Annotated in this window: 22 protein-coding genes; 13 read left to right on the top strand and 9 right to left on the bottom strand. The window is 57.9% G+C overall.

The window, feature by feature from the left end; all coding sequences use genetic code 11:
- Nucleotides 1-2: 2 nt before the first annotated feature.
- The 3 genes from LG376_RS10245 to LG376_RS10235 all read right to left on the bottom strand — a co-directional run bounded on the left by LG376_RS10245 (nucleotide 3) and on the right by LG376_RS10235 (nucleotide 4,028).
- Complete coding sequence (locus tag LG376_RS10245) at nucleotides 3-2,654, bottom strand: YhgE/Pip domain-containing protein (RefSeq protein WP_225747035.1); 2,652 nt, start codon at nucleotides 2,652-2,654, stop codon at nucleotides 3-5.
- Between the two features lie 215 nt (nucleotides 2,655-2,869).
- Nucleotides 2,870-3,163 carry a hypothetical protein gene (locus LG376_RS10240; RefSeq protein ID WP_225747034.1) on the bottom strand — a complete coding sequence of 98 codons (294 nt, stop codon included), beginning with the start codon at nucleotides 3,161-3,163 and terminating at the stop codon, nucleotides 2,870-2,872.
- Nucleotides 3,164-3,344: 181 nt separating this feature from the next.
- Complete coding sequence (locus tag LG376_RS10235) at nucleotides 3,345-4,028, bottom strand: IclR family transcriptional regulator (RefSeq protein WP_225747033.1); 684 nt, start codon at nucleotides 4,026-4,028, stop codon at nucleotides 3,345-3,347.
- A 52-nt stretch (nucleotides 4,029-4,080) separates the two neighbouring features.
- On the opposite strand from LG376_RS10235, the gene leuC reads away from it, so the two are divergent.
- From leuC to LG376_RS10220, 3 genes are all read left to right on the top strand, one after another.
- Nucleotides 4,081-5,502, top strand: coding sequence for a 3-isopropylmalate dehydratase large subunit (gene leuC / locus LG376_RS10230; RefSeq protein ID WP_225747032.1), 1,422 nt, complete (start codon nucleotides 4,081-4,083; stop codon nucleotides 5,500-5,502).
- A gap of 21 nt (nucleotides 5,503-5,523) precedes the next feature.
- A complete protein-coding gene (gene leuD, locus LG376_RS10225; protein WP_225747031.1) occupies nucleotides 5,524-6,114 on the top strand; it encodes a 3-isopropylmalate dehydratase small subunit in 591 nt (196 codons plus the stop codon).
- A gap of 200 nt (nucleotides 6,115-6,314) precedes the next feature.
- A complete protein-coding gene (locus tag LG376_RS10220) occupies nucleotides 6,315-7,226 on the top strand; it encodes a hypothetical protein (RefSeq protein ID WP_225747030.1) in 912 nt (303 codons plus the stop codon).
- A gap of 102 nt (nucleotides 7,227-7,328) precedes the next feature.
- Here the strand turns inward: LG376_RS10220 and LG376_RS10215 are convergent, their stop codons facing one another.
- The gene (locus tag LG376_RS10215) at nucleotides 7,329-8,327 is read right to left on the bottom strand and encodes a bifunctional NUDIX hydrolase/histidine phosphatase family protein (protein WP_225747029.1); all 999 of its coding nucleotides are present in this window, start codon (nucleotides 8,325-8,327) and stop codon (nucleotides 7,329-7,331) included.
- 161 nt (nucleotides 8,328-8,488) lie between these two features.
- On the opposite strand from LG376_RS10215, the gene LG376_RS10210 reads away from it, so the two are divergent.
- Together LG376_RS10210 and LG376_RS10205 are read left to right on the top strand one after the other, a co-directional pair.
- Nucleotides 8,489-9,487, top strand: a complete 999-nt coding sequence (locus LG376_RS10210) for an NAD(P)H-dependent glycerol-3-phosphate dehydrogenase (protein ID WP_225747028.1) — start codon at nucleotides 8,489-8,491, stop codon at nucleotides 9,485-9,487.
- A gap of 22 nt (nucleotides 9,488-9,509) precedes the next feature.
- The gene (locus tag LG376_RS10205; protein WP_198492955.1) at nucleotides 9,510-10,571 is read left to right on the top strand and encodes a D-alanine--D-alanine ligase family protein; all 1,062 of its coding nucleotides are present in this window, start codon (nucleotides 9,510-9,512) and stop codon (nucleotides 10,569-10,571) included.
- Nucleotides 10,572-10,584: 13 nt separating this feature from the next.
- Here the strand turns inward: LG376_RS10205 and LG376_RS10200 are convergent, their stop codons facing one another.
- Nucleotides 10,585-11,484, bottom strand: a complete 900-nt coding sequence (locus LG376_RS10200) for a DUF3515 domain-containing protein (protein WP_225747027.1) — start codon at nucleotides 11,482-11,484, stop codon at nucleotides 10,585-10,587.
- On the opposite strand from LG376_RS10200, the gene LG376_RS10195 reads away from it, so the two are divergent.
- The 8 genes from LG376_RS10195 to LG376_RS10160 are packed head-to-tail and all read left to right on the top strand — an operon-like array spanning nucleotide 11,432 to nucleotide 18,653.
- Entirely contained in the window at nucleotides 11,432-12,469 is a 1,038-nt protein-coding gene (locus LG376_RS10195; RefSeq protein WP_225747026.1) for a thiamine-phosphate kinase, read from the top strand. The genes LG376_RS10200 and LG376_RS10195 overlap by 53 nt on opposite strands.
- Before the next feature lie 2 nt (nucleotides 12,470-12,471).
- Nucleotides 12,472-13,110, top strand: coding sequence for a uracil-DNA glycosylase (locus LG376_RS10190; RefSeq protein WP_198492957.1), 639 nt, complete (start codon nucleotides 12,472-12,474; stop codon nucleotides 13,108-13,110).
- A gap of 10 nt (nucleotides 13,111-13,120) precedes the next feature.
- A complete protein-coding gene (locus LG376_RS10185; RefSeq protein ID WP_225747025.1) occupies nucleotides 13,121-14,464 on the top strand; it encodes a DAK2 domain-containing protein in 1,344 nt (447 codons plus the stop codon).
- A gap of 2 nt (nucleotides 14,465-14,466) precedes the next feature.
- Nucleotides 14,467-16,599 carry an ATP-dependent DNA helicase RecG gene (locus tag LG376_RS10180; protein WP_049377114.1) on the top strand — a complete coding sequence of 711 codons (2,133 nt, stop codon included), beginning with the start codon at nucleotides 14,467-14,469 and terminating at the stop codon, nucleotides 16,597-16,599.
- Nucleotides 16,600-16,618: 19 nt separating this feature from the next.
- Nucleotides 16,619-16,831, top strand: a complete 213-nt coding sequence (locus LG376_RS10175) for a biotin/lipoyl-containing protein (RefSeq protein WP_049377113.1) — start codon at nucleotides 16,619-16,621, stop codon at nucleotides 16,829-16,831.
- Nucleotides 16,832-17,413 carry a 16S rRNA (guanine(966)-N(2))-methyltransferase RsmD gene (gene rsmD / locus LG376_RS10170; RefSeq protein WP_225747024.1) on the top strand — a complete coding sequence of 194 codons (582 nt, stop codon included), beginning with the start codon at nucleotides 16,832-16,834 and terminating at the stop codon, nucleotides 17,411-17,413.
- A 26-nt stretch (nucleotides 17,414-17,439) separates the two neighbouring features.
- The gene (gene coaD, locus LG376_RS10165; RefSeq protein ID WP_049377111.1) at nucleotides 17,440-17,913 is read left to right on the top strand and encodes a pantetheine-phosphate adenylyltransferase; all 474 of its coding nucleotides are present in this window, start codon (nucleotides 17,440-17,442) and stop codon (nucleotides 17,911-17,913) included.
- Entirely contained in the window at nucleotides 17,910-18,653 is a 744-nt protein-coding gene (locus LG376_RS10160; RefSeq protein WP_225747023.1) for a sulfite exporter TauE/SafE family protein, read from the top strand. The genes coaD and LG376_RS10160 overlap by 4 nt, the downstream gene beginning before the upstream one ends.
- A gap of 86 nt (nucleotides 18,654-18,739) precedes the next feature.
- Here the strand turns inward: LG376_RS10160 and LG376_RS10155 are convergent, their stop codons facing one another.
- From LG376_RS10155 to LG376_RS10140, 4 genes are read right to left on the bottom strand one after another with little or no spacing between them, the layout of a single operon-like run.
- Nucleotides 18,740-19,504, bottom strand: a complete 765-nt coding sequence (locus LG376_RS10155; protein WP_049377109.1) for an amino acid ABC transporter ATP-binding protein — start codon at nucleotides 19,502-19,504, stop codon at nucleotides 18,740-18,742.
- Nucleotides 19,504-20,457 (bottom strand): amino acid ABC transporter permease, encoded by a 954-nt coding sequence (locus LG376_RS10150; protein ID WP_225747022.1) that lies wholly within the window; start codon nucleotides 20,455-20,457, stop codon nucleotides 19,504-19,506. The genes LG376_RS10155 and LG376_RS10150 overlap by 1 nt, the downstream gene beginning before the upstream one ends.
- The gene (locus LG376_RS10145) at nucleotides 20,450-21,337 is read right to left on the bottom strand and encodes an ABC transporter substrate-binding protein (RefSeq protein WP_225747021.1); all 888 of its coding nucleotides are present in this window, start codon (nucleotides 21,335-21,337) and stop codon (nucleotides 20,450-20,452) included. Before LG376_RS10145 ends, LG376_RS10150 begins: the two co-directional genes overlap by 8 nt.
- A complete protein-coding gene (locus LG376_RS10140; RefSeq protein ID WP_225747020.1) occupies nucleotides 21,337-22,173 on the bottom strand; it encodes a DUF368 domain-containing protein in 837 nt (278 codons plus the stop codon). The genes LG376_RS10145 and LG376_RS10140 overlap by 1 nt, the downstream gene beginning before the upstream one ends.
- Nucleotides 22,174-22,528: the final 355 nt, after the last annotated feature.

Genomic DNA, 22,528 nt, shown 5'->3' with positions numbered 1-22,528 from the left:
ACTTACTCGCCTCCCTTTCCGGTGTCAGCGCCATCAACGGCGGGCATTTCCTTGGTCTCGCTGGTATTAGAAGGTGTGGATTCCTCGTCTAAGTCCTCTAGGAGGTAGCGGTTTGGGTGTTCCTGTTGGTGCTCGATGTGCTCCTGGATTTCCTCATCGCTGAGATCCGCCAGGCGGGTATCATGCGCGATGCTCTGTTTGACGTACTCAAGGGAGCAGATAACGCCCACCGCAATGAGTGTAACCAGGCAGGCCAGGCCGAAGATGATGGCCTTTTCTTCAGGGTTAATACGTGAGTAGATGCCCAAGGCGACAATCAACGCTAGGCCTACCGCAACCGTGATCTTCATCAGCTGGGAGTAATTCCTGCGGGCCATGCTCCACTTATCCTCCAAGCTTTGTTGGTACGCCTCGCGGTCATTCAAGGCATAGAGAAGGTCGGTGAAGCGGTACCGGCTGCCGACCAGATGGACCTGCTCATTGATAACGAGACCTCCCTTATGCAGTTCGTCGTTGACCAGCATGTTCACGTTGGACAGGCCGCGGCGCAACACCGTACCGATGAGGTAAGCGATCGCGGCCATGCCGATGAGTGCGGCAAGATCGCGTGCATAGTGGTTGCCGTAGAAACCACCGACGGTCTCGCGCATGGCATCGATGCCGTAGGTAAAGGGCAGGAAGGGATGTACCGCGCGGAAGAAGTCCGGCGTCATTTCAATGGGGTAGAGACCGGATGCGCCCGGAATCTGGATGAAGGCGAAGACCACCGCGATGCCGCGGCCTACGTGTCCAAACGTAGAAACCAAGCTATAGGTAATGCTCAGGTAGCACAGGCCCACGATGACCGCGGTTGCGACGTAGGCGAATGCATTGGCATGTTCAACTCCAATGGCTAGGTTGCCGATGGACACGATGAGTGCCTGTGCAATGGCAAAGAAGGAAAGCAAAAGGAACCGGGCAAGGTAAGCCTTGGTAATAGTGAGGTTCTTGCGGCCCTGCGGATCTACCTCAGCACGGAAGATGATTAGGAGCATGAACGCGCCGATCCACAGCGTGAGGTTGATAAAGAGCGAGGACATGCCGGAACCGTAATGCTTTACAGGGAATACGGCGTGGCTTTCCATCTCTGCAGGGGAGGCAAGGAAGGATGACACCTCATCGGTGTTGAGGCCCTTGACGGACTGCAGGATGGAATTGTTATTGGCGGTATTGCTCAACGCAATCACGTCGCTGCGGGAGGCACGTAGCCCTTCCTCAATGCCGTCGAGGTCCACAGAAAAGCGCTCGACTACTTGCTGGGCCTGGCTTAGCTGCTCGTCGACGCCGCCTAAGAGCCCATCGGTTTGCCCTACCAGTGCCTGCTGACTTTCGAGCGAGGCGGAAAGCTTGCCGGTGGTAGCGGTGACGTCGGAAAGCGCAGCGTTGAGCTTGGGCAGGCCTTCGGCCACATTATCGCGCAGCGCGTGGGAATCATCGCGCGTTTGGGCGGCCATCTTTTCCAACATGCCCGTGGTCTTATTGAGTGAATCGATGGTGTCGTTCGTATCGCCGTTGAGAGTATCTAAGTCACCGAGAACGGCTTTATTTTGGTCATTGCGTTCGCGGAGGTCTCCTACCTGATCCTTAATCTGTTGGGAAACCTGTGGGGGCAGGGCCGGCGAAGACGCAAGCTTATCGAGCTGATCGATAGCTCGGTCAACTTCGCCGACGATTCCCGACGCGCCCGCAGATGCGGCACCTACGCGATTGAGTGCGCCGCGCAGCTTGCCGGAGACTGAGCCCACGGTGGCATTGGCGGAGGCGGTGCCGTCTGCCATGGCGGTCGTGCCTTCTACATAGGCAGCTGTGGCATCGTCCGAGAAAGAAGTGACTTCCCGCTGGACCTCTGCAGTAATGGAGTTAAGTTCATCCAGGGCGATCTGCGCATCGTCGACGGTCTTTTGCACCGTGCCCAAAGACTCGCGGGCTTGCGCGATGGTAGGGCGCGCATCCTCGATGGTGGCATGCACGTCAGCAAGCTGGCTCCGGGAGTTAGCTACCGTATCTGCGGTCTCTGAAAAAGAATCCGCGGTCTTGCTTGCAGTGCGGTTAATCTTCTGGCTCAAATCGCCACCGGAGTTCTTTAGCTCCGTAGCCACCGAATCCGCTACCTGCTCATTGAAGGTCGAGCTAATGGTGGTGTCTAGGGTAGAAGCGCCAGTATCAGTAATCTTCGGTGCAATGGCGTTGAGCTTTTCATTGACGTGATATTCCAGCGTGGGCTGAGAATAGGTACCTTTAAAAAGGCTCACGAAATCGGCCGAGAAGTCCTCGGGGACGATCACCGAGGCGAAGACGTCACCCTTCTTAACGGCGTCCTCGGCTTCCTGGCGGTCCATGAACTGCCAGCCCAGCTTGTCATTGTCATGCAGCTTGTCAATCATCTGCCCGCCGACATCTAAGTGGCCAGTCATCTCCGAGGATGCGCCTTTGTCCTCATTAACTACGGCGACCTTGAGGTGTTCTGTGTTTCCGTATGGGTCCCAGAAACCGGAGACGTTTACCCAGGAATACAGGGCTGGGGTGATCATCAAACCAATGAGGATCACCCAGACCTGCGGGGTCCGCCACAAGCGGACAAAATCTTGGAGAAAAATCTTCCAACTAGTAATCACTCGAAGAACCGTAGCACCCAAACGGAAAGAACTAATAGTCTGACTGTCAGTTTTAACAGAAACGAGAGAGCGCGTCCTGTCGAGCTTGCAGATATGTTTCTGGTGTGACTTTCGGGGACGCTTTCAACAGTAGTCGTGGGGATAGAAAGGCCGCCTAGCCCCACAGTTCAAGGGGCCTAGGCGGCAAGCACGTGGGGCTGGGCCCCGATAGGCGTTTAGTGTTCGTCGTAGTGATCGCCGTGGGCGGCGTGGCGGTGGCCGTCGTGCAGGTAGTCCACGTGGTCGCCGTGCGGGATCGCTACGTGGCCGCAGCCTTCACCATGGGTGTGGTCGCCGTGCGCCTCGGCTTCAACGTGCTCAGTCGTCTCGCACTCGTCCCAGTGGCCATCATGCTCACGGTGAATGTGGCCCTCGTGGAGGTAGTCGGTGTGGTCGCCGTGTGGGAAGGAAACGTGGCCGCAATCGGCGCCATGGGTGTGGGCGTGGTCTTCGTGGGTGGTGTGGGTCATGATGTCCAATCCTCTCTGGTGGGGGAAGCCCCGTTGTTTTCAGTGTGTTTTCATTAAACTGCATTTTCATTTCGGTTTCAATAGGCGTGGGCGCGTTTCTCTGATTTTTCTGGTTTGGGAAATAAATCGGCCCGCCTCCTTGGGGTGGGTGGAGGCGGGCGTCGTAAAGCTAGGGAGGACCTTAAAGGAGATTGCTCAATTCGCGTGCGGCAGAAGTGAGAATGTCGGCGTATTTCTGGGCCGGGGAAGGTTGGAAGCGCTCGGCAGATCCGGAAATCGACAATACTGCGAGGAAGGTGCCGGAACCATCGAAAACCGGCGCGGAGATGGAGGCTAAGCCGGCTTCGCGTTCCTCAATGGACTCGGAATAGCCTTGGTTTCTGGCCGCCTCAATGTCTTCTTGGGTAAACGAGGCATCTTCGGTATTGATGTCTACATATGCGGCAATGATGCGTGCGGCAGAGCCGGAGCTAAGCGGTAGCTGGCGCCCGACTGGCACGACGTTGTGGAGGCCGGATTCCGGCTCCTTAGTGGCAATGCAGGTGCGGGTATTTCCAGTGACCTCGTAGAGCTGGATGGATTCTCCGGTGTGTTCGCGCAGTTTCTCCATGATTGGTCCCGCTGCCTCGAGGAGGTGATCGCGGTTGCCGGGAAGGGCAGGGCCGGCCTTCCACTTTCCATCGGGGGTGCGAACGAGGATGCGGTGTGCCTCGAGCGCGGTGGCCAATCTATGTGCCGTCGCCCGAGGTAGCCCCGTGGTTTCGCATAATTCATTGAGGGTGGAGGGGTGGTTGGCGGCGGCCATCATAATGGCCATTGCTCGATCCAACACCTTAATTCCGGAAACTGCGCTATACTTTCCCATACAATGAAATCTACGTCCCAACTTATGAGATTTCAAGTGTGGAGAGATGTTTATGAACCAGAAGCTGACATTGGCAGAAAAAGTGTGGCGCGATCACGTCGTCCAACACGGCGATGCTGGGGCGCCAGACCTCATCTTTATTGACTTTCAGCTACTACATGAAGTTACCAGTCCGCAGGCATTTGATGGCTTGCGGCTGGCCGGCCGCACGTTGCGTCACCCTGAGCTGCACTTGGCCACCGAGGACCATAACGTTCCCACGCAAGGCATCAAGACCGGAAACCTCTTGGAAATTAAGGATGAGGTTTCGCGCACCCAGGTATCGACCCTGCGCAAGAATTGCGAGGAATTTGGAGTGCGCTTGCACTCGATGGGTGATGCACAGCAAGGAATTGTGCACACGGTTGGCCCGCAGCTGGGAATCACCCAGCCGGGCATGACAATCGTGTGTGGTGACTCGCATACCTCCACGCACGGCGCCTTTGGTTCTATCGCCATGGGTATTGGCACCTCTGAGGTAGAACACGTCATGGCTACGCAGACGCTTTCTTTAAAGCCATTCAAGACCATGGCTATTGAGGTGACTGGAGAGCTGCAAGAGGGCGTGTCTGCCAAGGACCTCATCTTGGCCATTATCGCCAAAATCGGTACCGGTGGCGGGCAAGGTCACATCATTGAATACCGCGGTGAGGCCATTCGCAAGATGTCCATGGAAGCGCGCATGACCATCTGCAATATGTCTATTGAGGCAGGAGCCCGCGCCGGCATGGTTGCCCCCGATGAGACGGCTTTCGAGTATGTCAAGGGGCGCGAGTTCGCTCCCACAGGAGCAGACTGGGATGCTGCAGTTGAGTATTGGAAGACGCTTCCCACGGACGAAGGTGCAGAATTCGATACCGTTGTGGAAATTGATGGCTCCTCGCTGACCCCATTTGTTACGTGGGGAACCAATCCTGGGCAGGGCCTTCCGTTAGGGGAGAAGATCCCAGATCCGGAAGACTGTGGTGACGACAATGAAAAGGCCACTGTGGAAAAGGCCTTGCAGTATATGGACCTGCAGCCAGGTACTCCACTGCGTGATATCAAGATCGATACCGTCTTCGTCGGGTCCTGTACCAATGCCCGCATCGAAGACCTGCGCGCTGCGGCCGACGTGGTGAAGGGACGCACCATCGCTGCCGATACGCGGATGATGGTCGTGCCGTCCTCCGCCGTGGTCAAAGCCCAAGCGGAGGAGGAAGGCCTCGACGAAGTCTTCCGACAGTTCGGCGCGGAGTGGCGTACCGCCGGCTGCTCGATGTGCTTGGGTATGAACCCGGATCAATTGGCTCCGGGCGAGCGATCCGCCTCCACTTCCAACCGCAACTTCGAGGGGCGACAAGGCCCTGGTGGGCGCACGCACCTTGTCTCCCCGCAGGTGGCTGCCGCGACTGCCGTAACCGGTTACCTGTCTAGCCCTGCAGATCTGGATTAAGCGCTTAGAAAGGCATTGACGATGGAGAAATTTATTACGCATACGGGAACGGGCGTGCCCCTGCGCGCTTCCAACGTGGATACTGACCAGATCATCCCCGCGCGCTACTTGAAGTCGGTCAAGCGTACCGGCTTTTCAGATGGCCTATTTTCAAATTGGCGCTCTGATGACAACTTTGTACTCAACCAGGCGCAATTCAAGGATGGCTCGGTGCTTTTCGCGGGCAGTGATTTTGGCACCGGCTCCTCCCGTGAGCACGCAGTGTGGGCGTTGAGCGAATACGGCTTCCGCGCGGTGTTTTCTTCCCGCTTTGCTGATATTTTCCGCGGCAACGCTGGAAAGTCCGGACTGCTTACTGGATTGATGGAGCAAGAAGATATTGAGCTCATCTGGAAACAGCTGGAAGCAGGAGAAACCCAGGTCACCGTGGATCTGGAGGCTCGAACAGTCACAGTGGGTGAAAATACCTACCGCTTCGATATTGATGACTACACCCGTTGGCGGTTGATGGAAGGGCTGGATGATATCGGCATTACGCTCCGCAACGAGGATGCAATCGCTACGTACGAATCGCGTCGCCCCAGCTTCAAGCCTGCCGTTCACGCCCAATAGTAGAAGAATCGATGGCGATCGGCGGGCCAGCAGTGCCCCTACAGTCCTGCTACGCGAAGAGGCCGTAGGGGGCGCTGTGCGCTCACACGTGAACTTCAAACTTCTGCCTTGGGGTAAAAGGGGGTACAACTCGGTAACGTATAGGTAACAATTGCTTGCTCGAGTTTCCCGCACCAATGTACGCCCCTAGCTTTAGATTTATGAGCAATCCCTATTCGAATAATGATTCCTTTAATTCAAGAAACAACGGTGCAGAGTATCCCGGAGCTGGCAATGAGTCTGCATCTCGTGGGCACGACGCGAATGGCCAGTCTGGCTACGGACAACAGCACTTTGGTCAACAGCAGTTCGGCCAGGAACAATATGGACAGCAGCAATACGGCCAGCCTGGATACGCCGGAAGCCCGTATCCGGGAGACGATTCCCTGTTTGGCCGGGATGTAGATGCCATTCAGGTAATCGGCGATAGCTTCCGCTATTTCGGCCGCAATTGGGCGCAGTGGATTTTCGGTCCGCTGGTGCAGATGGTAGTTGTCTTCATCCTCTATTTGCTAATGTTCGCCGTTCTAGCAGGCAGCGGTGCATCCATTGATGCTCTAGCTAATAGTGGCTCGGGTTCCGATGCCGCGCTTACCGGTGGGCTCATTGCGATAATGGTCCTAGCGTTTATCGCTATGTTCCTCGTGCTTATTTGGGCAGTTAGCACCTGGTACAAGGCTGCTAATAAACAGGTGGATACCGGGACGCTGGAGATAGAGGACTTTCTGAGCTTTAAAAATGTCGCCGGTCTCATGGCGGTGAATGTGCTTTCGTCCCTGGTTATTTCCCTGGGCTTCATTCTCCTGGTTATTCCGGGACTCTTCGCCGCTTTCTTCTTTACCTGGATGCCGGCTGTTAAGGCCGTACGCCCTGAACTATCCGTTGGCGAGACCTTTGGGGCTTCCATCGAGGTCGCGAAGAAGAATGTCGGAGTGACCATCTTGGTGGCCGTCCTGATTGCCGTCCTGTACGCCGTGCTGAGCTTTACCATTGTCGGCGCCATTTTGTTCCCGGCGCTGAATACACTCATTTCGGTTCTCTTCGTCCGTCGCACGCTCGGCTTGCGCGGTTAGAAACCCGCAGCCGCACGATAGTCACGCAAATAGGGCCCTGCCGGTCCACCGAATCAGGTGGCAGGCAGGGCCTTAGTCGTAGCGTGCGGAAGAGCCGAGCAGCTAGCGCACCGGCAGCGGGCTAGCTAGGTAATCGGCACCGGTTAGCTCGCCGTTATTAAAGGAAAGGACCCATACAGAAGCTTTCTTGAATTTCAGCTTGTCCACTGGCTTTTTGAGGAACTTCGGGGCCAAATCCTCAATAATGCCGGGAATGGTTTCACCTTGACTGACGATGACGGGAACGCCGCCGTCGTTGACCACGCGGCGGAAAGCTTTCTTGGCTGCTTCTGGGTCGTTCTCCCAGGCCTCGTCGCCAAAGTTTTTGTTGATGGAGATGTCCTTGCCCAGTTCGTCGGCAAGCGGGGCAGCTGTCTGCTGGCAGCGCTGGGGCAAGGCCGAGTAAATCGCGGTGGGCTGGAAGGCGCTCAGCATCGGCACCAGCATCTCTGCTTGGCGGCGGCCTTTTTTATCTAGTGGCCGCAGGTTGTCATCGCCTTGCCAGCTGCCGCTTTCATGCGCGCGTGCGTGGCGCACATAAAGCACGCGGGTAGCGGGCGCGATGCGTAGGCGCTTAGCCGCCTTGGCCACTACCGCGGTATCAACGTCGTAGGACAGGAGGTCTTGCGCCTCGTCGATGGGCAGCCACCGCAGCTCATCGGTTTCACTATTGGCGGAATAGGTTCCGCCCAGGTACTTGGCCACCCAGTAGTAGACCACCTTAGTGCGGCCCTGGACTGGGTACGTTACCTTGCCAATGAGCTTGCCCAGACGCACGCTAAAGCCGGTTTCCTCCAGGATTTCCCGGGCTGCGGTTGTGGGCAGGGACTCGCCGGGATCGACCTTGCCCTTGGGCAGGGACCAGTCATCGTAATGGGGGCGGTGGATAAGTGCGATTTCCGGGTCCTGCGGGGAGCCGCGCCAGATTACGGCGCCGGCGGCAAGGGTAGTGCGGTGGAATTCCTTGGCGGGGTCCACCGGGATTTCCTGATGGCGGCCGGAAATAAACTCCTCGTGCTGCTGATCCTTATCGGTTTCGTGCATCTTTTTAATATTGGGCATCGTCTGCCTCCACGGGGCCTTTCCACAGAAATTGGGTGTTTGAAAACAACGTCTAAGCGCCCATTGTCCCACGGGTAAGGCGCGTTGTGCATCCTCGCCCCACGGGAGACGGGCATGCTTTAAGGTTGGGGTTATAGATTTGCACGTATGGAGGAGACACCATGGTTAATGTTGCCGTGATGGGTGCTGGTTCTTGGGGCACTACTTTGGCCAAGGTCTTTGCGGACGCCGGAAATGACGTTCGCCTGTGGGCGCGCCGCGCGGAATTGGCGCAGGCCATCAACGAGACCCACACCAATCCGGACTATTTGCCGGAGACCCGGCTGCCGGCTGCGGTGCGGGCCACCCACAATGATGCGGAAGCGCTTGCGCTTGCCGACGTCGTCGTGTTCGGCGTTCCCTCCCAAACCCTGCGCGCCAACGTGGAAAAGTGGGCGCCGCACCTGCCAGAGGACGCGACCCTGGTGTCCATCTCGAAAGGCGTAGAGACCACCACGCTCAAGCGCATGAGCGAGGTCATCGTGGATGCGGCGGGCGTGCCAGCAGACCGCGTGGCGGTACTGTCTGGCCCGAACTTGGCCAAGGAGATTGCTGCCGGCCAAGTGGCCGCGACGGTGATTGCCTGCTCCGATGAAGACCGCGCTCAGCGCGTGCAAGCAGCGGTCGCCGCGCCGTACCTGCGGCCCTACACCAATACCGATGTTATAGGCGCGGAAATCGGCGGCGCCTGCAAGAACGTCATCGCCTTGGCCTGTGGTATCGCCTCCGGCAAGGGGCTGGGCAATAACACCATGGCCACCATCATCACCCGCGGTCTGGCGGAAATTACTCGCCTGGGAGTGGAGCTGGGGGCGGATCCATTTACTTTCTCCGGCCTCGCAGGCATGGGCGACTTGGTGGCAACGTGCACCTCGACATTGTCGCGCAATCGCACCTTTGGCTATCGCCTGGGCCAAGGCGGCACGATTGAAGAGGCCAAGGCCGCGACCAATGGCCAGGTCGCGGAGGGCGTCTACTCCTGTGACTCCATCTATCGCCTCGCCCAGCAGGCCGGGGTAGAGATGCCTATCACTCATGCGGTTTATGGCGTGTGCTACGAGGGCATGGCGGTGGAAGATATGATCATCGCTTTGATGGGTCGGTCCAAGAAGTCGGAGTAGGTCGAGGGTAAAATCTGCGGGCATGACTGAAAAGACCCGCGTGGCCGTTATCTATGGCGGCCGTAGCACCGAGCACTCCGTATCCTGCGTATCCGCAGGCGCGATCATGAACCACCTCGACCCAGAGAAATTCGAGGTCGTGCCAATCGGCATTACCCGTGAGGGCACGTGGACGCCCGGCACCACGGAGGGCTTAGAAATTGTCGATGGTGTTATGCCGGAGGTCAGCCCAGGTGTGGAGCTGACCCTTTCTCTTGATCCCAATGCCAGGGGACAATTCCACAACGTCACCGACGGCACGCTCTTCGCAGAGGTCGACGTGGTATTTCCCATTCTGCACGGCCCCTTTGGCGAGGACGGCACTGTCCAAGGCCTCTTTGAGCTTTCCGGCTTGCCCTATGTAGGCCCAGGGGTATTGGCTTCCTCGGTGGGAATGGATAAGGAATTTACCAAGAAGGTGCTGGCGGCCGCAGACCTACCAGTAGCGCCCGAGGTCATCCTCAAAGGCCGCACCGAGCTAAGCGAGGACGAAAAGCAACGATTAGGCCTGCCCGTCTTTGTAAAACCCGCACGCGGTGGATCCTCCATTGGCGTTTCCAAGGTCTCTACTTGGGAGGAGTTCCCCGCAGCCGTCGACCTGGCGTTAGAAGATGACGAAAAGATTCTGGTAGAGCCTGAAATCGTTGGCCAAGAGGTAGAAATCGGTGTACTCCACTATGCCGATGGCACCTTGCTGGCCTCCGTCCCAGCGCTGCTCGCCGGTATCGATGATTCCGACGAGGGCTTTTATGGCTTCGACACCAAGTACCTCGACAATGTGGTCACCGCCGAAATCCCTGCGCCTTTCGCACCTGAGCTGACTGAGAAACTACGAGGCATGGCAATCCGCGCCTTCGAGGCCCTCAACTGTGAGGGCCTGTCCCGAGTCGACTTCTTCGTCACCGAAGACTCCGTGTATATCAACGAAATCAATACCCTGCCGGGCTTTACCCCGATCTCCATGTACCCGCAGGTGCTCGCGGCTTCCGGGGTAGAATACCCGGCGCTACTTGAGGCGCTTATCGAGCAGGCCCTAGCCAAGTAGGCCTAAGCGCTGCCTACTTTTCGGTCGTGTGCTCTGCGAGCACGTCGCCGATTTCCACCAGTGCCGCCTGCGCGGCATCTTGTGGGGCGTGTAGCGCAAGGTAGTCCTCGCGGCCGAGGGCAAACCATGTGCCTGCGGTCGTGCCATGAGCCAAGGTAGTGTCTTCGAACCACGGAATATCGTTAACCTGCTGGAGCTTAACTCCGGCGCGATAGTTCTCCGGCTTGGCTACGCCGCATCGCGCAACGATGTCTTCGCGGCCATCGGCGCTCCACACATAGGTATTCTTTTCCTCTACCTTGCGGCGGTTGTATCCCTCAGCCACCGAATCGGGCAAGGCCTTGTCCACCTCGGCGCACATCTGGTCATTGCCCGCCTTGAGCGTCTTGAGTGGCGCGTCGTGCGCGGTGGCTGGCTTTTCTTCGAGGGAAGAGAGGGCGTCGTTAAGCTCGCCCGGCTCTGCATCAGTGGAGGCAGTGACCGCGACAATGGGGAAGCGTTGTGCCGCATACCAGGTGGTGAGGTTGGAGCCAGGGGTGGCATCACGCACCTGGAACCACTGTTCGCCCTCTACGTCCTGGGTCTGGGAGTACTCGGTGTACTGGAAAGGCATATCCACGCCACAGCGCACGGTGACCTTATCGTCCGAGGTAGCGGCCCAAGCCGCGACACCAGAAGGCACGGGATCGGCAATGTCTGCCCGCGGTTTATCCATCACCTTGTCCGGCAGGGCATCGATAAAGCTGCGGCAGGCTTGCGAGTCTGCCTCCTTAGACTCCACGGGGGAGACCGCCACGGGTGCTTTGGCGACATTATTGAATACGTATTTTGCGCCGAAAAGGACCGCCAGAACCATCACTATGGACAACCCAAGTGAAATGAAGATCGCGGTGCGGTTAAATTGGGATGTCATAAGGGCTCATAGTATCGAAAGGAAGCTGGTGAACTTAACTCAGACTCTCGCAGATGTGGGAGAACGCGCCGCCATCCGGGAAATTACCTCCGTGGCCTCCAGTGGGCTCAATGGAGACGATGCCGCGGTTCTGCCCAGTGCGCCGCCGAATTCCCGCACCGTGACGGCCACCGATTTGATGGTGGAGGGACGTCATTTCCTGCGCGAGTGGTCTACCCCGCGCGAGATTGGCAAGAAGGCCATCTTGCGCAATTTTGCCGATGTGGAAGCTATGGGTGCCCGCCCGGTGGCCGCCCTCCTTGCAATCGCCGCGCCAGGTGATACCCCGGTGCCCTTCGTGCGCGGCATTGCCGAGGGAATTGCGGAGCATAGCTCTTTCTATAACGCCGAGTTGGTAGGCGGTGACCTTACGAAGTCCGATCTTTTGGTCATTAATATCACGGCCGTAGGCTTCCTGGGCGGCAGCCTTCCCGCCTTGACTTTGGACGGGGCGCGGGCAGGTCAGCAGGTGGTAGCGCACGGCAAGATCGGCCACTCGGCCGCCGGCTTGGCCTTGTTGGAGCGCTTCGGCCGGAACCTGCCTGCAGGGCATGAGCACCTGCAGCCGCTTATCGACGCCCACTGTGCCCCCTGGCTCAACCCCGGCCGCGGCGTCATTGCCCGTGCCGCGGGGGTCACCGCGATGACCGATAACTCAGACGGGCTGATTCAAGACTGCACTACGATGGCCGAGCACTCCTGTGTGCACATGGACTTGGATCCGCAGGCCTTGCAACCGGAAGAATTGCTGTGCCAAGCCGCGGATTTACTCGACTGCGATCCGTGGGAATGGGTACTCAGCGGCGGCGAAGACCACACCCTCATCGGCACAACCGCAAAGGAAGCACCCTCGGGATTCCGAAAGATTGGAACCGTAACCCGCGGCTGCGGGGTTACGCTGGGAGGCACCACACCGAGCTATCAGAAAGGCTGGCTGAGCTTTTAACCATGCACCCCACCTACCACCCTTCCTGGGAACCGGTGCTGGCGCCGGTAGTAGAAGAGCAATGGCCACAGATCTCTCACGCTCTTGAGGGCCAAGACTATCTGCCCCCGGCCGAGGACGTCTGCCGCGCGTTGCGCATGCCGCTGGATAAGGTCCGCGTGCTCATCGTGGGCCAAGACCCTTATCCCACCCCAGGACACGCCATGGGTATGGCCTTTTCCACCCGCCCAGGTGTGAAACCGCCGCGTTCCTTGGTTAATATTTACCGCGAGCTGCACGATGATCTGGGCATCAACGGCCGAGCGGACGGCGACCTGAGCGCCTGGGCGGATCAAGGAGTGTTGTTGCTCAACAGAGTGCTTACGGTAGCGCCAGGCCAGGCTGGATCGCACCGCCGCATCGGCTGGGAAGAGATTACCGAGGCTGCCATTCGCGCGCTCAACCGCAGCCCCATGGTCGCGATCCTCTGGGGCCGGGATGCGCAAGCGTGTGAGCGCTTTCTTCCAGACGTCCCTTGTATCAAGTCCCCACATCCCTCGCCGCTATCTGCCAGCCGCGGTTTCTTTGGTTCTCAGCCCTTTTCCCGGGCAAACGCCCTTTTGCGGGACCAAGGCGCACAGGAAATAGACTGGCGCTTGTAAACTATTGCGCATGTCCTACCCCAGCACGCTGGATTCCCACGGAATGCGCAATTGGGCCACCCGCGCCGTGGGGGAATTAGCCCATCGTCGCGATGAGATCAACGCGCTCAACGTCTTTCCTGTACCGGATTCCGATACGGGCTCGAATATGGCGCACACCATGGAAGCAGCGGTTGCGGAGCTGGACAATGGCGGCGATGTCGCCGACTCCCTTGCGCTCGGGGCGGTACGTGGTGCCCGCGGAAACTCGGGAATGGTGCTGTCCCAGGTTCTGCGCGGCGTTGCCGAGTCAACTGTGGACTCAGTTATCGACGGCGACGTTTTTGCCCGCTCCCTGCAGCAGGCTGTGGAGCTGGTGGACCGAGCCATCGCCGAGCCGGTGGAAGGCACAGTTATCACGGTCCTGAAGGCAGCCGCCGAGGCCGCCGAGGACGCTGAAGCGCAGTCAGGCGCAACCTTGCACAGTATTGTGAGCGCCGCAATCGCTGCCGCGGAAACGGCCCTCGAGCGCACTCCTTCGCAATTGCCAGCTCTGCGCGAGGCAGGAGTGGTGGATGCTGGCGGCGCCGGCCTCGTTATCCTTTTAGAGTCTCTTCTCGCAGAAATTGAAGGCTCGACCGGGCACACAGGCCTGCCCGAACCGGAGCCGGAAACTGAACTGGAAGTGGTCTTTTTCTTCGAAGGAGATATAGACACGCTGCAGGTAGCAATTGAACCGTTGGGAGACAGCCTGGTCATCGCTCGGGCCACCGAGGACAGCGCTAATGTACATATCCACTCCCGCCAGGCAGGCAAGGTCATTGAAACCGCCTTTGGTACCGGAGAGGTAACCAACCTGCACCTGGAGGTGTTGCCTCCTTACGCCGAAGCTGTTTCCGAAGAGCCGATTGCTCGACGAGTGTTTGCTGCCGCACCGGCCGGGCCTATCAGCGATCTTCTGGCATCTGCGGGGGTTAGCGTAGTGCCTCCGGATGATCCCATTGCGGCTAAGGACGAGGACATCGTTCTTGCCACCGACGTGAGTTCGCAGACCGCTACTGGGCGAGTAGTGCCCGCGCAATCGCTGGCTGCAGCCTTAGCCGCGATTTCCGTTTATGAACCGGATAACCCAGATACTGGTGCCGTCGTTGCTGCCATGCGTGATGCTGCCAAGTCCATGCGAGTGGCTTACCCGAGCCAGGAAACCCCGCAGTCAATCATTGCCACTTGCCGCGATCTCTTGGCAGAAGGCGGTGAGCAGGTCACAGTCCTAAGCGCCTTAGACCTAGACCAGGAGGAACTAGCTCAACAGCTTCGCGTAGATGTTATGGCACTGAAAGTACCGGAAATCGCAACCGAAATCGGAGTGGAATAGCAATGCTCGGCTGGCAGGACAACCGCCCTTTGACAGAGGTGCTTGCGGCGAAAGACGCCGCGAAGATTACCAAAGCACTGGGGTATGAGACCTGCGGCGAGCTCTTAGCTCACTATCCGCGAGACTATATCCGCCACAACAAGGACGTCGGCCTAGGAGACGCTGCCGAGGGCGATATCGTCACGGTTACCGGAACTATTACCGGATTCACCCGCCATGACTCGGGCAAGACCACCATCATTAATGTGCAGCTCGATGGCAGCATCATTGCGACGTTTTTCAATGCCAATTACGTGATGCGGATGTTGCACCGCGGACAGCGCGTCATGATGAGTGGCAAGCTTAAGTTCTTCCGTAACCAGCCGCAGTTGCAGCAGCCGGACTTTGTAGAGATCGATGCCTTCGGTCGCCCCGATGGCGAACTGGATGATTACCGCCAGCCAGCGGCTGGGTCTGGCAAGAAGCACCGCCCAAAAGCCACCGGCTCGCTGCGGAACCTGTCGCAGTTTGGCAGGCTCGACCAGCTCCTCTTGGAACGTGAATGGATACCGGTGTACCCAGCCACGTCCAAGGTGACCTCGTGGTACATCATGGGCGCCATCCACTACGTCCTATCTAAGACCCCGCCGATCGCGGAACCGCTGGATTATCGGATGATTATCAGCCTCGACAAGGCAGTGCGGGAAATCCATGAGCCAGGGGAAGCAGGCCCCTACCGTGCGATTCAGCGGCTGAAGTACAACGAGGCTCTGTCTATTGGTCTGGTGATGGCATTGCGCCAGCGAGATGCCGAGGCCCGGACCGCTTCTACCATGCCGGCTACCTTAGGCGGCTATCGCGAGGAACTGCTGAGCCATCTGCCCTTTGACCTGACCGAAGGGCAGCGTCGCGTCATTAGCGAGATTGAAGACGATCTGGCTCGTCCGCTGCCCATGATGCGCTTGTTGCAAGGCGAGGTTGGCTCGGGCAAAACCATGGTGGCTACCTGCGCTATGCTGCAGGCTGTCGACGCAGGAACGCAGGCCGCACTGTTGGCGCCTACGGAAGTACTCGCCTCCCAACACGCTGCCTCCATCGGGACCTCGGTTCCCGAAGGGGTCAAGGTGGTACTCCTGACCGGCTCCATGCGAACGGCGGACAAGCGGCAGGCTTTATTGGATATTGTCTCCGGTGACGCGGACATCATCATTGGAACCCATGCGATTATCCAAGACACCGTGGAGTTCTTTAACCTGGGATTGGTCGTCGTAGATGAGCAACACCGGTTTGGTGTAGAGCAGCGCGATAGCCTGCGGTTAAAGGCACGTGAAGGCCTGAGCCCCCACGTGCTGGTGATGACAGCAACACCGATTCCGCGCACCATTGCGATGACCGTCTTTGGCGACCTCGCTGTATCAACGCTGACCGAGCTGCCCGGTGGTCGCAAACCTATTCAATCAGCGGTGGTGGCCGAGTGGCGGCCGACCTGGGTGCTGCGCGCACTCGAGCGGATACGCGAGGAGGTTGCCCACGGTCATCAGGCCTATATCGTTTGCCCGCGCATTGAAGGCAAAGGCGGAGTGCTAGAGCTTGCACAGCAGCTACAAAACGGACCGTTTAAGGGACTGCGCGTAGCCATCTTGCACGGAAAGATGCCCAATAAAGATGAGGTAATGACGTCATTTGCTAGGGGAGAGATCGATATCTTGGTCTCTACGACGGTCATCGAGGTAGGTGTGGATGTTCCCAATGCCACGGTGATGCTCATTCGCGAGTCCGAGCATTTCGGCGTTTCCCAGTTGCACCAGTTGCGCGGGCGCGTGGGACGAGGCGGTAATGCCTCCATTTGTCTTCTGCACACAACGGCAGCCGATAACACTCCATCCTTCCGTCGTATCACTCAGATCGCCCAAACTTCCTCGGGTTTTGAACTGGCCGAGCTTGATTTGCGCCAGCGCCAAGAGGGCGACATCTTGGGCACCATGCAGTCCGGAACGCATCGCACACTGCGGCTACTGAACTTGGCGGATGACCAAGACATTGTGGAGCGCACCCATGCGGATGCGCGCGCCATGGTGTTGCGCAATCCCGAGTTGGCTGAGGAACTCACGCGCAATTTGAGCGAAAGCGAACAGGAATACTTGGAGAAGAACTAAGACGGGTTAACCTAGAAGCATGAAAATTTACGCCCCCTTCGCGGGCATCGTCCGCTGCCATGTGAATGTGGGAGACACTGTTGATACCGGAGTACCGCTTGCGACCGTTGAAGCCACGAAGCTTGAGGCTCCCGTAGAAAGCCCCGGCCCAGGAAAGGTCTACCGTATCGTGGTCTCTGATTTTAGTGACGTGCTGGGCGGAGACCTTTTGATGGAGATTGGAGAAGCATAAATGACGCGCATTATTGCCGGCGAAGCCCGCGGCCGCACCATTAAAGTGCCTGCAGAAGGAACCCGGCCTACTGCAGACCGCGCCCGCGAAGGGCTGTTTTCATCCCTCACTGCACGGTGGGGCTTTGCTGGATCTTCGGTGCTCGATCTTTTTGCAGGCTCTGGTGCCCTAGGTCTTGAGGCAGCGAGCCGTGGGGCAGATGAAGCAGTACTGGTGGAATCTTCGGCCGATGCGGTAAAGATCATCCGGCACAACATGGGCGTCGTCAAGCATCCCGGCGTGCGCGTGCAAGAGATGAAGGTAAGCACTTACCTGGCTAGTGCCCCGCGCAAACACTTTGACCTGGTGCTGGCGGACCCGCCCTATGTTTTTGATGAAGTGGATGAACTCATTGCTGCCATCGAACCAGTGCTTACCGATCGCGCAATGGTAGTAATTGAGCGCCATGTTGATTCCGCGGTTACTGAGTGGCCTGCTGGTTTTGAGCCCACCGGCCAGAAGCTTAAGAAGCGCACCTTTGGCATCGCACGCATGGATATGGCCGTTTATACCCGCCGCGGCAGCGAGGACACCGAAGACTAAACCACTGAAAAGAAAGCGAAAGTAGCATGACTAAGGCCGTCTGCCCTGGATCCTTTGACCCCGTCACCTTAGGCCACGTCGATATCATCAACCGCGCTAACCAGATGTTTGATGAGGTCACCGTGTTAGTAACCGGTAATCCTGACAAGCCCTCCGGCCTCTTTAGCGTGGAGGAGCGCATGGAACTTATCCGTCAGAGCGTGGATTCTTCCATCCAGGTGGACTATTGCTCCGGGCTTTTGGTGGATTACACCACGGAGCATGGGGCGGACGTTTTGGTGAAGGGACTGCGAAGCTCTCTCGACTATGAATATGAGCTGCCCATGGCGCAGATGAACCGGCGCCTTTCCGGTATCGATACCGTCTTCCTACTCACGGACGAGAAGTACGGATATATCAGTTCCTCGCTGTGTAAGCAGGTAGCAAAGTTTGGCGGCGACGTAACGGGTATGTTCCCCGAATCCGTAGGTCGTGCGGTAAAGGAGAAATACCGTCAGTGAGCCTTGCACTGGTTACTTTCCTCGTCGTTGTCGTTGGTTCGACACTGCAACGGGTATCCGGAATGGGGCTCGGTCTTATCGGCGGTCCCATCCTTATGCTGATAATGGGGCCGGTCGAAGGCATACTAGTCATCAACGTTCTGGCTTGTGTTAATGCGATGTTGACCACCTATTCCGTGCGCGAGAATGTGAGCTGGAAGAAGTTCGGGCTCATAGCCCCAGTCATGGTGATTGGCTCCTTGGCCGCGGCGCTGCTCATTAGGCGTATGGACACGGCAGGGCTCATGATTGTGGTGGGTGCTGCGCTTCTGGCCGCACTGGCGGTGGTCACTTTTGGAAAGAAGTTTGTCCCGCCGATGGAGGGCAAAGGCCCTGCCATCTCCGCCGGTATTCTCGGCGGCTTTACCAATACCTTGGCGGGCGTTGCGGGCCCGGTTATTACCGTCTATGCGCAGGCGGCAAAGTGGCCCCAACATGTTTACGCCGCCACGCTGCAGCCGATTTTTGTCGTAGGCGGATTCTTTTCCGTGATGACCAAGACTCTCACAGGTGCGGCACACTTTGATGGCCTGCCTTGGATGATGTGGCCCGCGGGAGTATTAGGCATGTGTGTAGGAATTTGCGCCGGAACCCGGATTGCCCAGCGTGTTCCACGAGAAAAAGCCCGCGTGCTTTCGCTGAGCGTCGCCGGCTTGGGTGCGGCCAGCGCATTGATTCGGGGTCTTTTAACACTGGTGTAGAGGAATGAGTCGCGACAAAGCCCGCCGGTCCTCTCTTTTAGCTGAAAGACGGCGGGCTGAAGGCACTCTGTTGAGTGCAGTGGGGGCTACAGCAGCGAAGCCAAAAAGTCCTTGGTGCGTGCCTGTTGTGGGTTATCCAAAACCTCAGCTGGACTGCCGGACTCAATGACCACGCCGCCGTCCATGAAGAAGACCTTATCGGCTACCTCGCGCGCAAAACCCATCTCGTGGGTGACTACGAGCATGGTCATGCCTTCGGCTGCGAGGTCCTTCATAACGCGTAGCACTTCGCCGACGAGCTCGGGGTCGAGGGCGGACGTAGGTTCGTCGAAAAGCATAAGCTTAGGATCCATGGCCACCGCACGAGCGATGGCAACGCGCTGTTGCTGGCCGCCAGAGAGCTGTACTGGGTAGTTATTGGCCTTGGACGCCAATCCAACGTCCTCCAACAGCTCCATAGCGCGGGCGCGGGCGGTTTCTTCCGGAATCTTTTTCACCTGCACCGGTGCCTCGATGATATTTTCAATCACCGTGCGGTGGGGGAAAAGGTTGAAAGACTGAAAGACCATGCCGATATCGGAGCGCTGCTCTGCGGCTTCCTTCTCGCTGATCTCATAAAGGGTGCCGTTCTTTTCGCGGTAGCCAATTAGCTCGCCGTCGACGTAGAGGCGGCCCGCCGTAGCCTTATCAAGGTGGTTGACGCAGCGCAGGAAGGTGGATTTGCCGGAGCCCGAGGGGCCCAGTAGACAGGCTACTTCGCCGGGCTGGACCTCAAGGTCAATGCCTTTGAGGACCTCGAGCTGTCCGAAGGACTTATGGACATTCTGGGCGGAAATCATGGGAGTAGCCATTAGTTTTTAGCCTCCGAAATCACGGATACGTTGCGGGGGATGGTGCCTTCAGCGTCTGCCAGCGCAGCAAGTTGGCGGCCGGTGAGTTCGCGGGTGGCACCGCGCTCAAAGCGGCGCTCCAGGAAGTACTGTCCCACCATCAGTAGGGAAGTAACCACGAGGTACCAGGACGCTGCGACCAGCAGCAGCGGGATGGGCTGGAAGAGAGCGGCGGAAATATCAGTGGAGCGGCCGAAGATCTCCTCGGTATAAGGAATGGCCACCACGAGGGAAGAGGTCTTGAGCAAGGAAATGAATTCATTGCCTGTAGGCGGGATGATAATGCGCATGGCCTGCGGAAGTACGGTGCGGCGCATGGTCATCCACCAAGACATGCCGAGTGCCTTGGAGGCTTCTTTCTGCCCCTCGGGAACGGAGGTGATACCGGAACGCACAATCTCGGCCATATAGGCGGCTTCATTGAGACCCAGGCCCATCACCGCAAGGAAGAAGGCGTTGGTGAGGATCGTCTGCAAAGACACTTCGGTAAAGCCCAAGTTGATGGATTGATAGATAGCGGAGAGCAGGCCCCAAAACACCAGCTGTACATAAATCGGCGTTCCGCGGAAGACCCAGAGGAATACCCAGGAGACGCTGCGCAGCACCGGGTTCGGGGACATGCGCATAACCGCAAGTATTGCACCACCGACAACGCCGATGATCATGGACAAAATGGTGATGGCGATGGTGTGAAGGGAGGCAAGTGCAATGCGCTTATCAAAGAGGTACTGGAAGTAGGTGTCCCAGCCAAAAGCCTCGTTGCGGGCGGAGGCGATGATGAACCACACGCCGAGCACGATAAGCAGGCCGGCGAAGACCCAGCGCCACGGGTGGCGTAGAGGTCGCGCCTCGATCTTGGCGGGCTTTTCCTTAGGCTCGGCCGTAGCTGGCGTCGCCGTATTTTCATTAACCATTGATCGGCCTTTCATTAATCATTGCCTGGTCTATTAAGCCATCCTCGATGCCCCAACGGGACAAGATTTCTGCATACTCACCGGTTTCGATGAGGTGTTGCAGTGCCGCGGCCGAGGCCTTGCCCAGATCGGAATCCTTGGGTACGGCAAAGCCATAGGGCGATGCTTGGAACATATCGCCTACCTGCCGCATCTTTCCCTCGGAGCGATTGACAGCCCACGCCGTTACTGGGGAGTCTGCGGACAGGGCATCTGCGCGTCCCATGAGGACCGCCAGCGCGGCGTTGTCACCCGTGTCATAAGACAAGACAGTGAGATCGCCGTTGCATGCATCCTTCTTGGGGCGCACGTCGTCGGTTTCAGATACCGTGGTGCGCTGCACCGCAACCGTCAAGCCGCAAGGATTATCCGGGTCAACCTTCTTAGGCCCATCTACTCGCTCGGCCCACTGGATGCCGGCGTAGAGGTGGTCTACAAAGTCGAACTCATTGCGGCGCTCGGGGTTATCCGTGAAGCCGGATGCACCCATATCAATCTGGCCCGATTGCACGGCGGGCAAGATCATCGAGAAGTCCTGTTCCATGGGCTGGAAATCGAGTCCCAAGACTCCGGCAACGGCGCGAGCGAGATCGAGTTCAACGCCCTGGAGCGCCCCGTGGGAATCCTTGAGCTGAAATGGGGCATAGGGTGGGTTAGTTCCGGCAGTGAGGACGCCATCGTTGTCGTCATACATGGCGGCAATTTCCGGCACCATTGCGGAATGGGGTTCTTCCCAGCCCTCCGGAGTGGAATCTTCCTCGTTGGTGACGCAGGCGCTGAGGCTCAGCGTGGGGACGAGGACCGCGGCGATAATCGCGCGGTGGGAAAACGAGCGCGGCATTACTTCTGCGCCGTCCTTTCATCTATAGCGCGGGCTTTCTTCATGTCTACGACGATGAACGCAGAGACGATGAGTGCACCGAGGATGAACATGCCGATGATGATGCCGCTAGAGGCATCTTGGTCAGCTCCCCAGGGCCACAGTGCACGCAGAGAACCGAGCATGAAACCAGCCATGGCCATCAGGGTCGGGGCGCGGTGGTGATCCAGTAGGAAGTTCAACACCTTGATAAATGCCGCCAGGCCACACAGGGCGCCCAGCGCGAAGACCGCGATAGTGCCTAGGTCACGATCTGAAACGGCGCCAATAATGGGCTGGTAGAGGCCCATGGTCAGCAGGATGAGCGAGCCGGAAATACCCGGCAGGATGAGTGCGCAGACGGCGATGGCGGCGGCGAAGAAGACCACAATGAGGCTGGGGTTCTCGTGCGGTTCGGAGGTGAATCCGGTGATAAAGAAGATGGCAATCGCAGCGATTATAAATGCGATGATAGAGGAGGGGCGCAGTCTCTCTTGCTTAGAAAGCATGGATAGCGGCACAAAAATGGACACAGCCACCATGCCCAAAAATAGCGCTCCGGAAGCCGATACATGATTATCCACGAAGTTAGAAAGCACGGTGGACATTCCGAAAACGGCAATAAACATGCCGATAGCTACGGAGAGAAGAAAGCTCCATTCGACCTTTTTGAAGCGGCCGGAAATGAGATCGTTGGCGTTGTGGACTGCGCGTTCATAAATGCCCACGATGAGTGCCACGGTGCCACCGGAGATGCCCGGTACAAGCTCGGCCATGCCGATGAGGGCACCGCGGATAGCGTTCAAAATGTATTGCATAAGATAAAAATCTACCTGGGAGGGGACTGGTGCGTAGGGCGACTGGCCTAGCAGGGCGGCAGAAAAGTGCCGAAGGGAGACGCTAGGCGAACCGCTGTGAAGCGTAATGCATATCTTTCATTAGAGGGCGGTGATCTACCTCCCGCGGTAGGGGAGGATCTTCTCCCTAACCGTAAAGGTAAAACCGTATTCACGAATATTCTGTCAGTTTAATGCACCCCAATGCAACTATGCAGTTTGGGGCAGGATATACGGATCTCACACGGGAAAATGCTTTCTTCGGTAGAAACCATAAGTTTCCCATTATTCAGTCTGATGTTTACGCGGGCTTCAACTAGCTGAAAGATTCACCCCC

Origin of the sequence: Corynebacterium sp. Marseille-P4611, from assembly GCF_916618765.1 — a bacterium.
Lineage (GTDB): Bacteria > Actinomycetota > Actinomycetes > Mycobacteriales > Mycobacteriaceae > Corynebacterium > Corynebacterium marquesiae.
This window is presented reverse-complemented; position numbering and strand designations above follow the sequence as displayed.

Bases quoted from the DNA above. Each gene is read 5' to 3' on its own strand.
- LG376_RS10145 (WP_225747021.1), bottom strand. From the start codon at position 21,337: ATGCCGCGCTCGTTTTCCCACCGCGCGATTATCGCCGCGGTCCTCGTC.
- LG376_RS10215 (WP_225747029.1), bottom strand. From the start codon at position 8,327: ATGCCCAATATTAAAAAGATGCACGAAACCGATAAGGATCAGCAGCAC.
- coaD (WP_049377111.1), top strand. From the start codon at position 17,440: ATGACTAAGGCCGTCTGCCCTGGATCCTTTGACCCCGTCACCTTAGGC.
- LG376_RS10235 (WP_225747033.1), bottom strand. From the start codon at position 4,028: ATGGGAAAGTATAGCGCAGTTTCCGGAATTAAGGTGTTGGATCGAGCA.
- LG376_RS10155 (WP_049377109.1), bottom strand. From the start codon at position 19,504: ATGGCTACTCCCATGATTTCCGCCCAGAATGTCCATAAGTCCTTCGGA.
- LG376_RS10240 (WP_225747034.1), bottom strand. From the start codon at position 3,163: ATGACCCACACCACCCACGAAGACCACGCCCACACCCATGGCGCCGAT.
- LG376_RS10140 (WP_225747020.1), bottom strand. From the start codon at position 22,173: ATGCAATACATTTTGAACGCTATCCGCGGTGCCCTCATCGGCATGGCC.
- LG376_RS10175 (WP_049377113.1), top strand. From the start codon at position 16,619: ATGAAAATTTACGCCCCCTTCGCGGGCATCGTCCGCTGCCATGTGAAT.
- rsmD (WP_225747024.1), top strand. From the start codon at position 16,832: ATGACGCGCATTATTGCCGGCGAAGCCCGCGGCCGCACCATTAAAGTG.
- LG376_RS10190 (WP_198492957.1), top strand. From the start codon at position 12,472: ATGCACCCCACCTACCACCCTTCCTGGGAACCGGTGCTGGCGCCGGTA.
- LG376_RS10195 (WP_225747026.1), top strand. From the start codon at position 11,432: ATGGACAACCCAAGTGAAATGAAGATCGCGGTGCGGTTAAATTGGGAT.
- LG376_RS10205 (WP_198492955.1), top strand. From the start codon at position 9,510: ATGACTGAAAAGACCCGCGTGGCCGTTATCTATGGCGGCCGTAGCACC.
- LG376_RS10210 (WP_225747028.1), top strand. From the start codon at position 8,489: ATGGTTAATGTTGCCGTGATGGGTGCTGGTTCTTGGGGCACTACTTTG.
- LG376_RS10150 (WP_225747022.1), bottom strand. From the start codon at position 20,457: ATGGTTAATGAAAATACGGCGACGCCAGCTACGGCCGAGCCTAAGGAA.
- leuD (WP_225747031.1), top strand. From the start codon at position 5,524: ATGGAGAAATTTATTACGCATACGGGAACGGGCGTGCCCCTGCGCGCT.
- LG376_RS10180 (WP_049377114.1), top strand. From the start codon at position 14,467: ATGCTCGGCTGGCAGGACAACCGCCCTTTGACAGAGGTGCTTGCGGCG.
- LG376_RS10185 (WP_225747025.1), top strand. From the start codon at position 13,121: ATGTCCTACCCCAGCACGCTGGATTCCCACGGAATGCGCAATTGGGCC.
- LG376_RS10220 (WP_225747030.1), top strand. From the start codon at position 6,315: ATGAGCAATCCCTATTCGAATAATGATTCCTTTAATTCAAGAAACAAC.
- leuC (WP_225747032.1), top strand. From the start codon at position 4,081: ATGAACCAGAAGCTGACATTGGCAGAAAAAGTGTGGCGCGATCACGTC.
- LG376_RS10200 (WP_225747027.1), bottom strand. From the start codon at position 11,484: ATGACATCCCAATTTAACCGCACCGCGATCTTCATTTCACTTGGGTTG.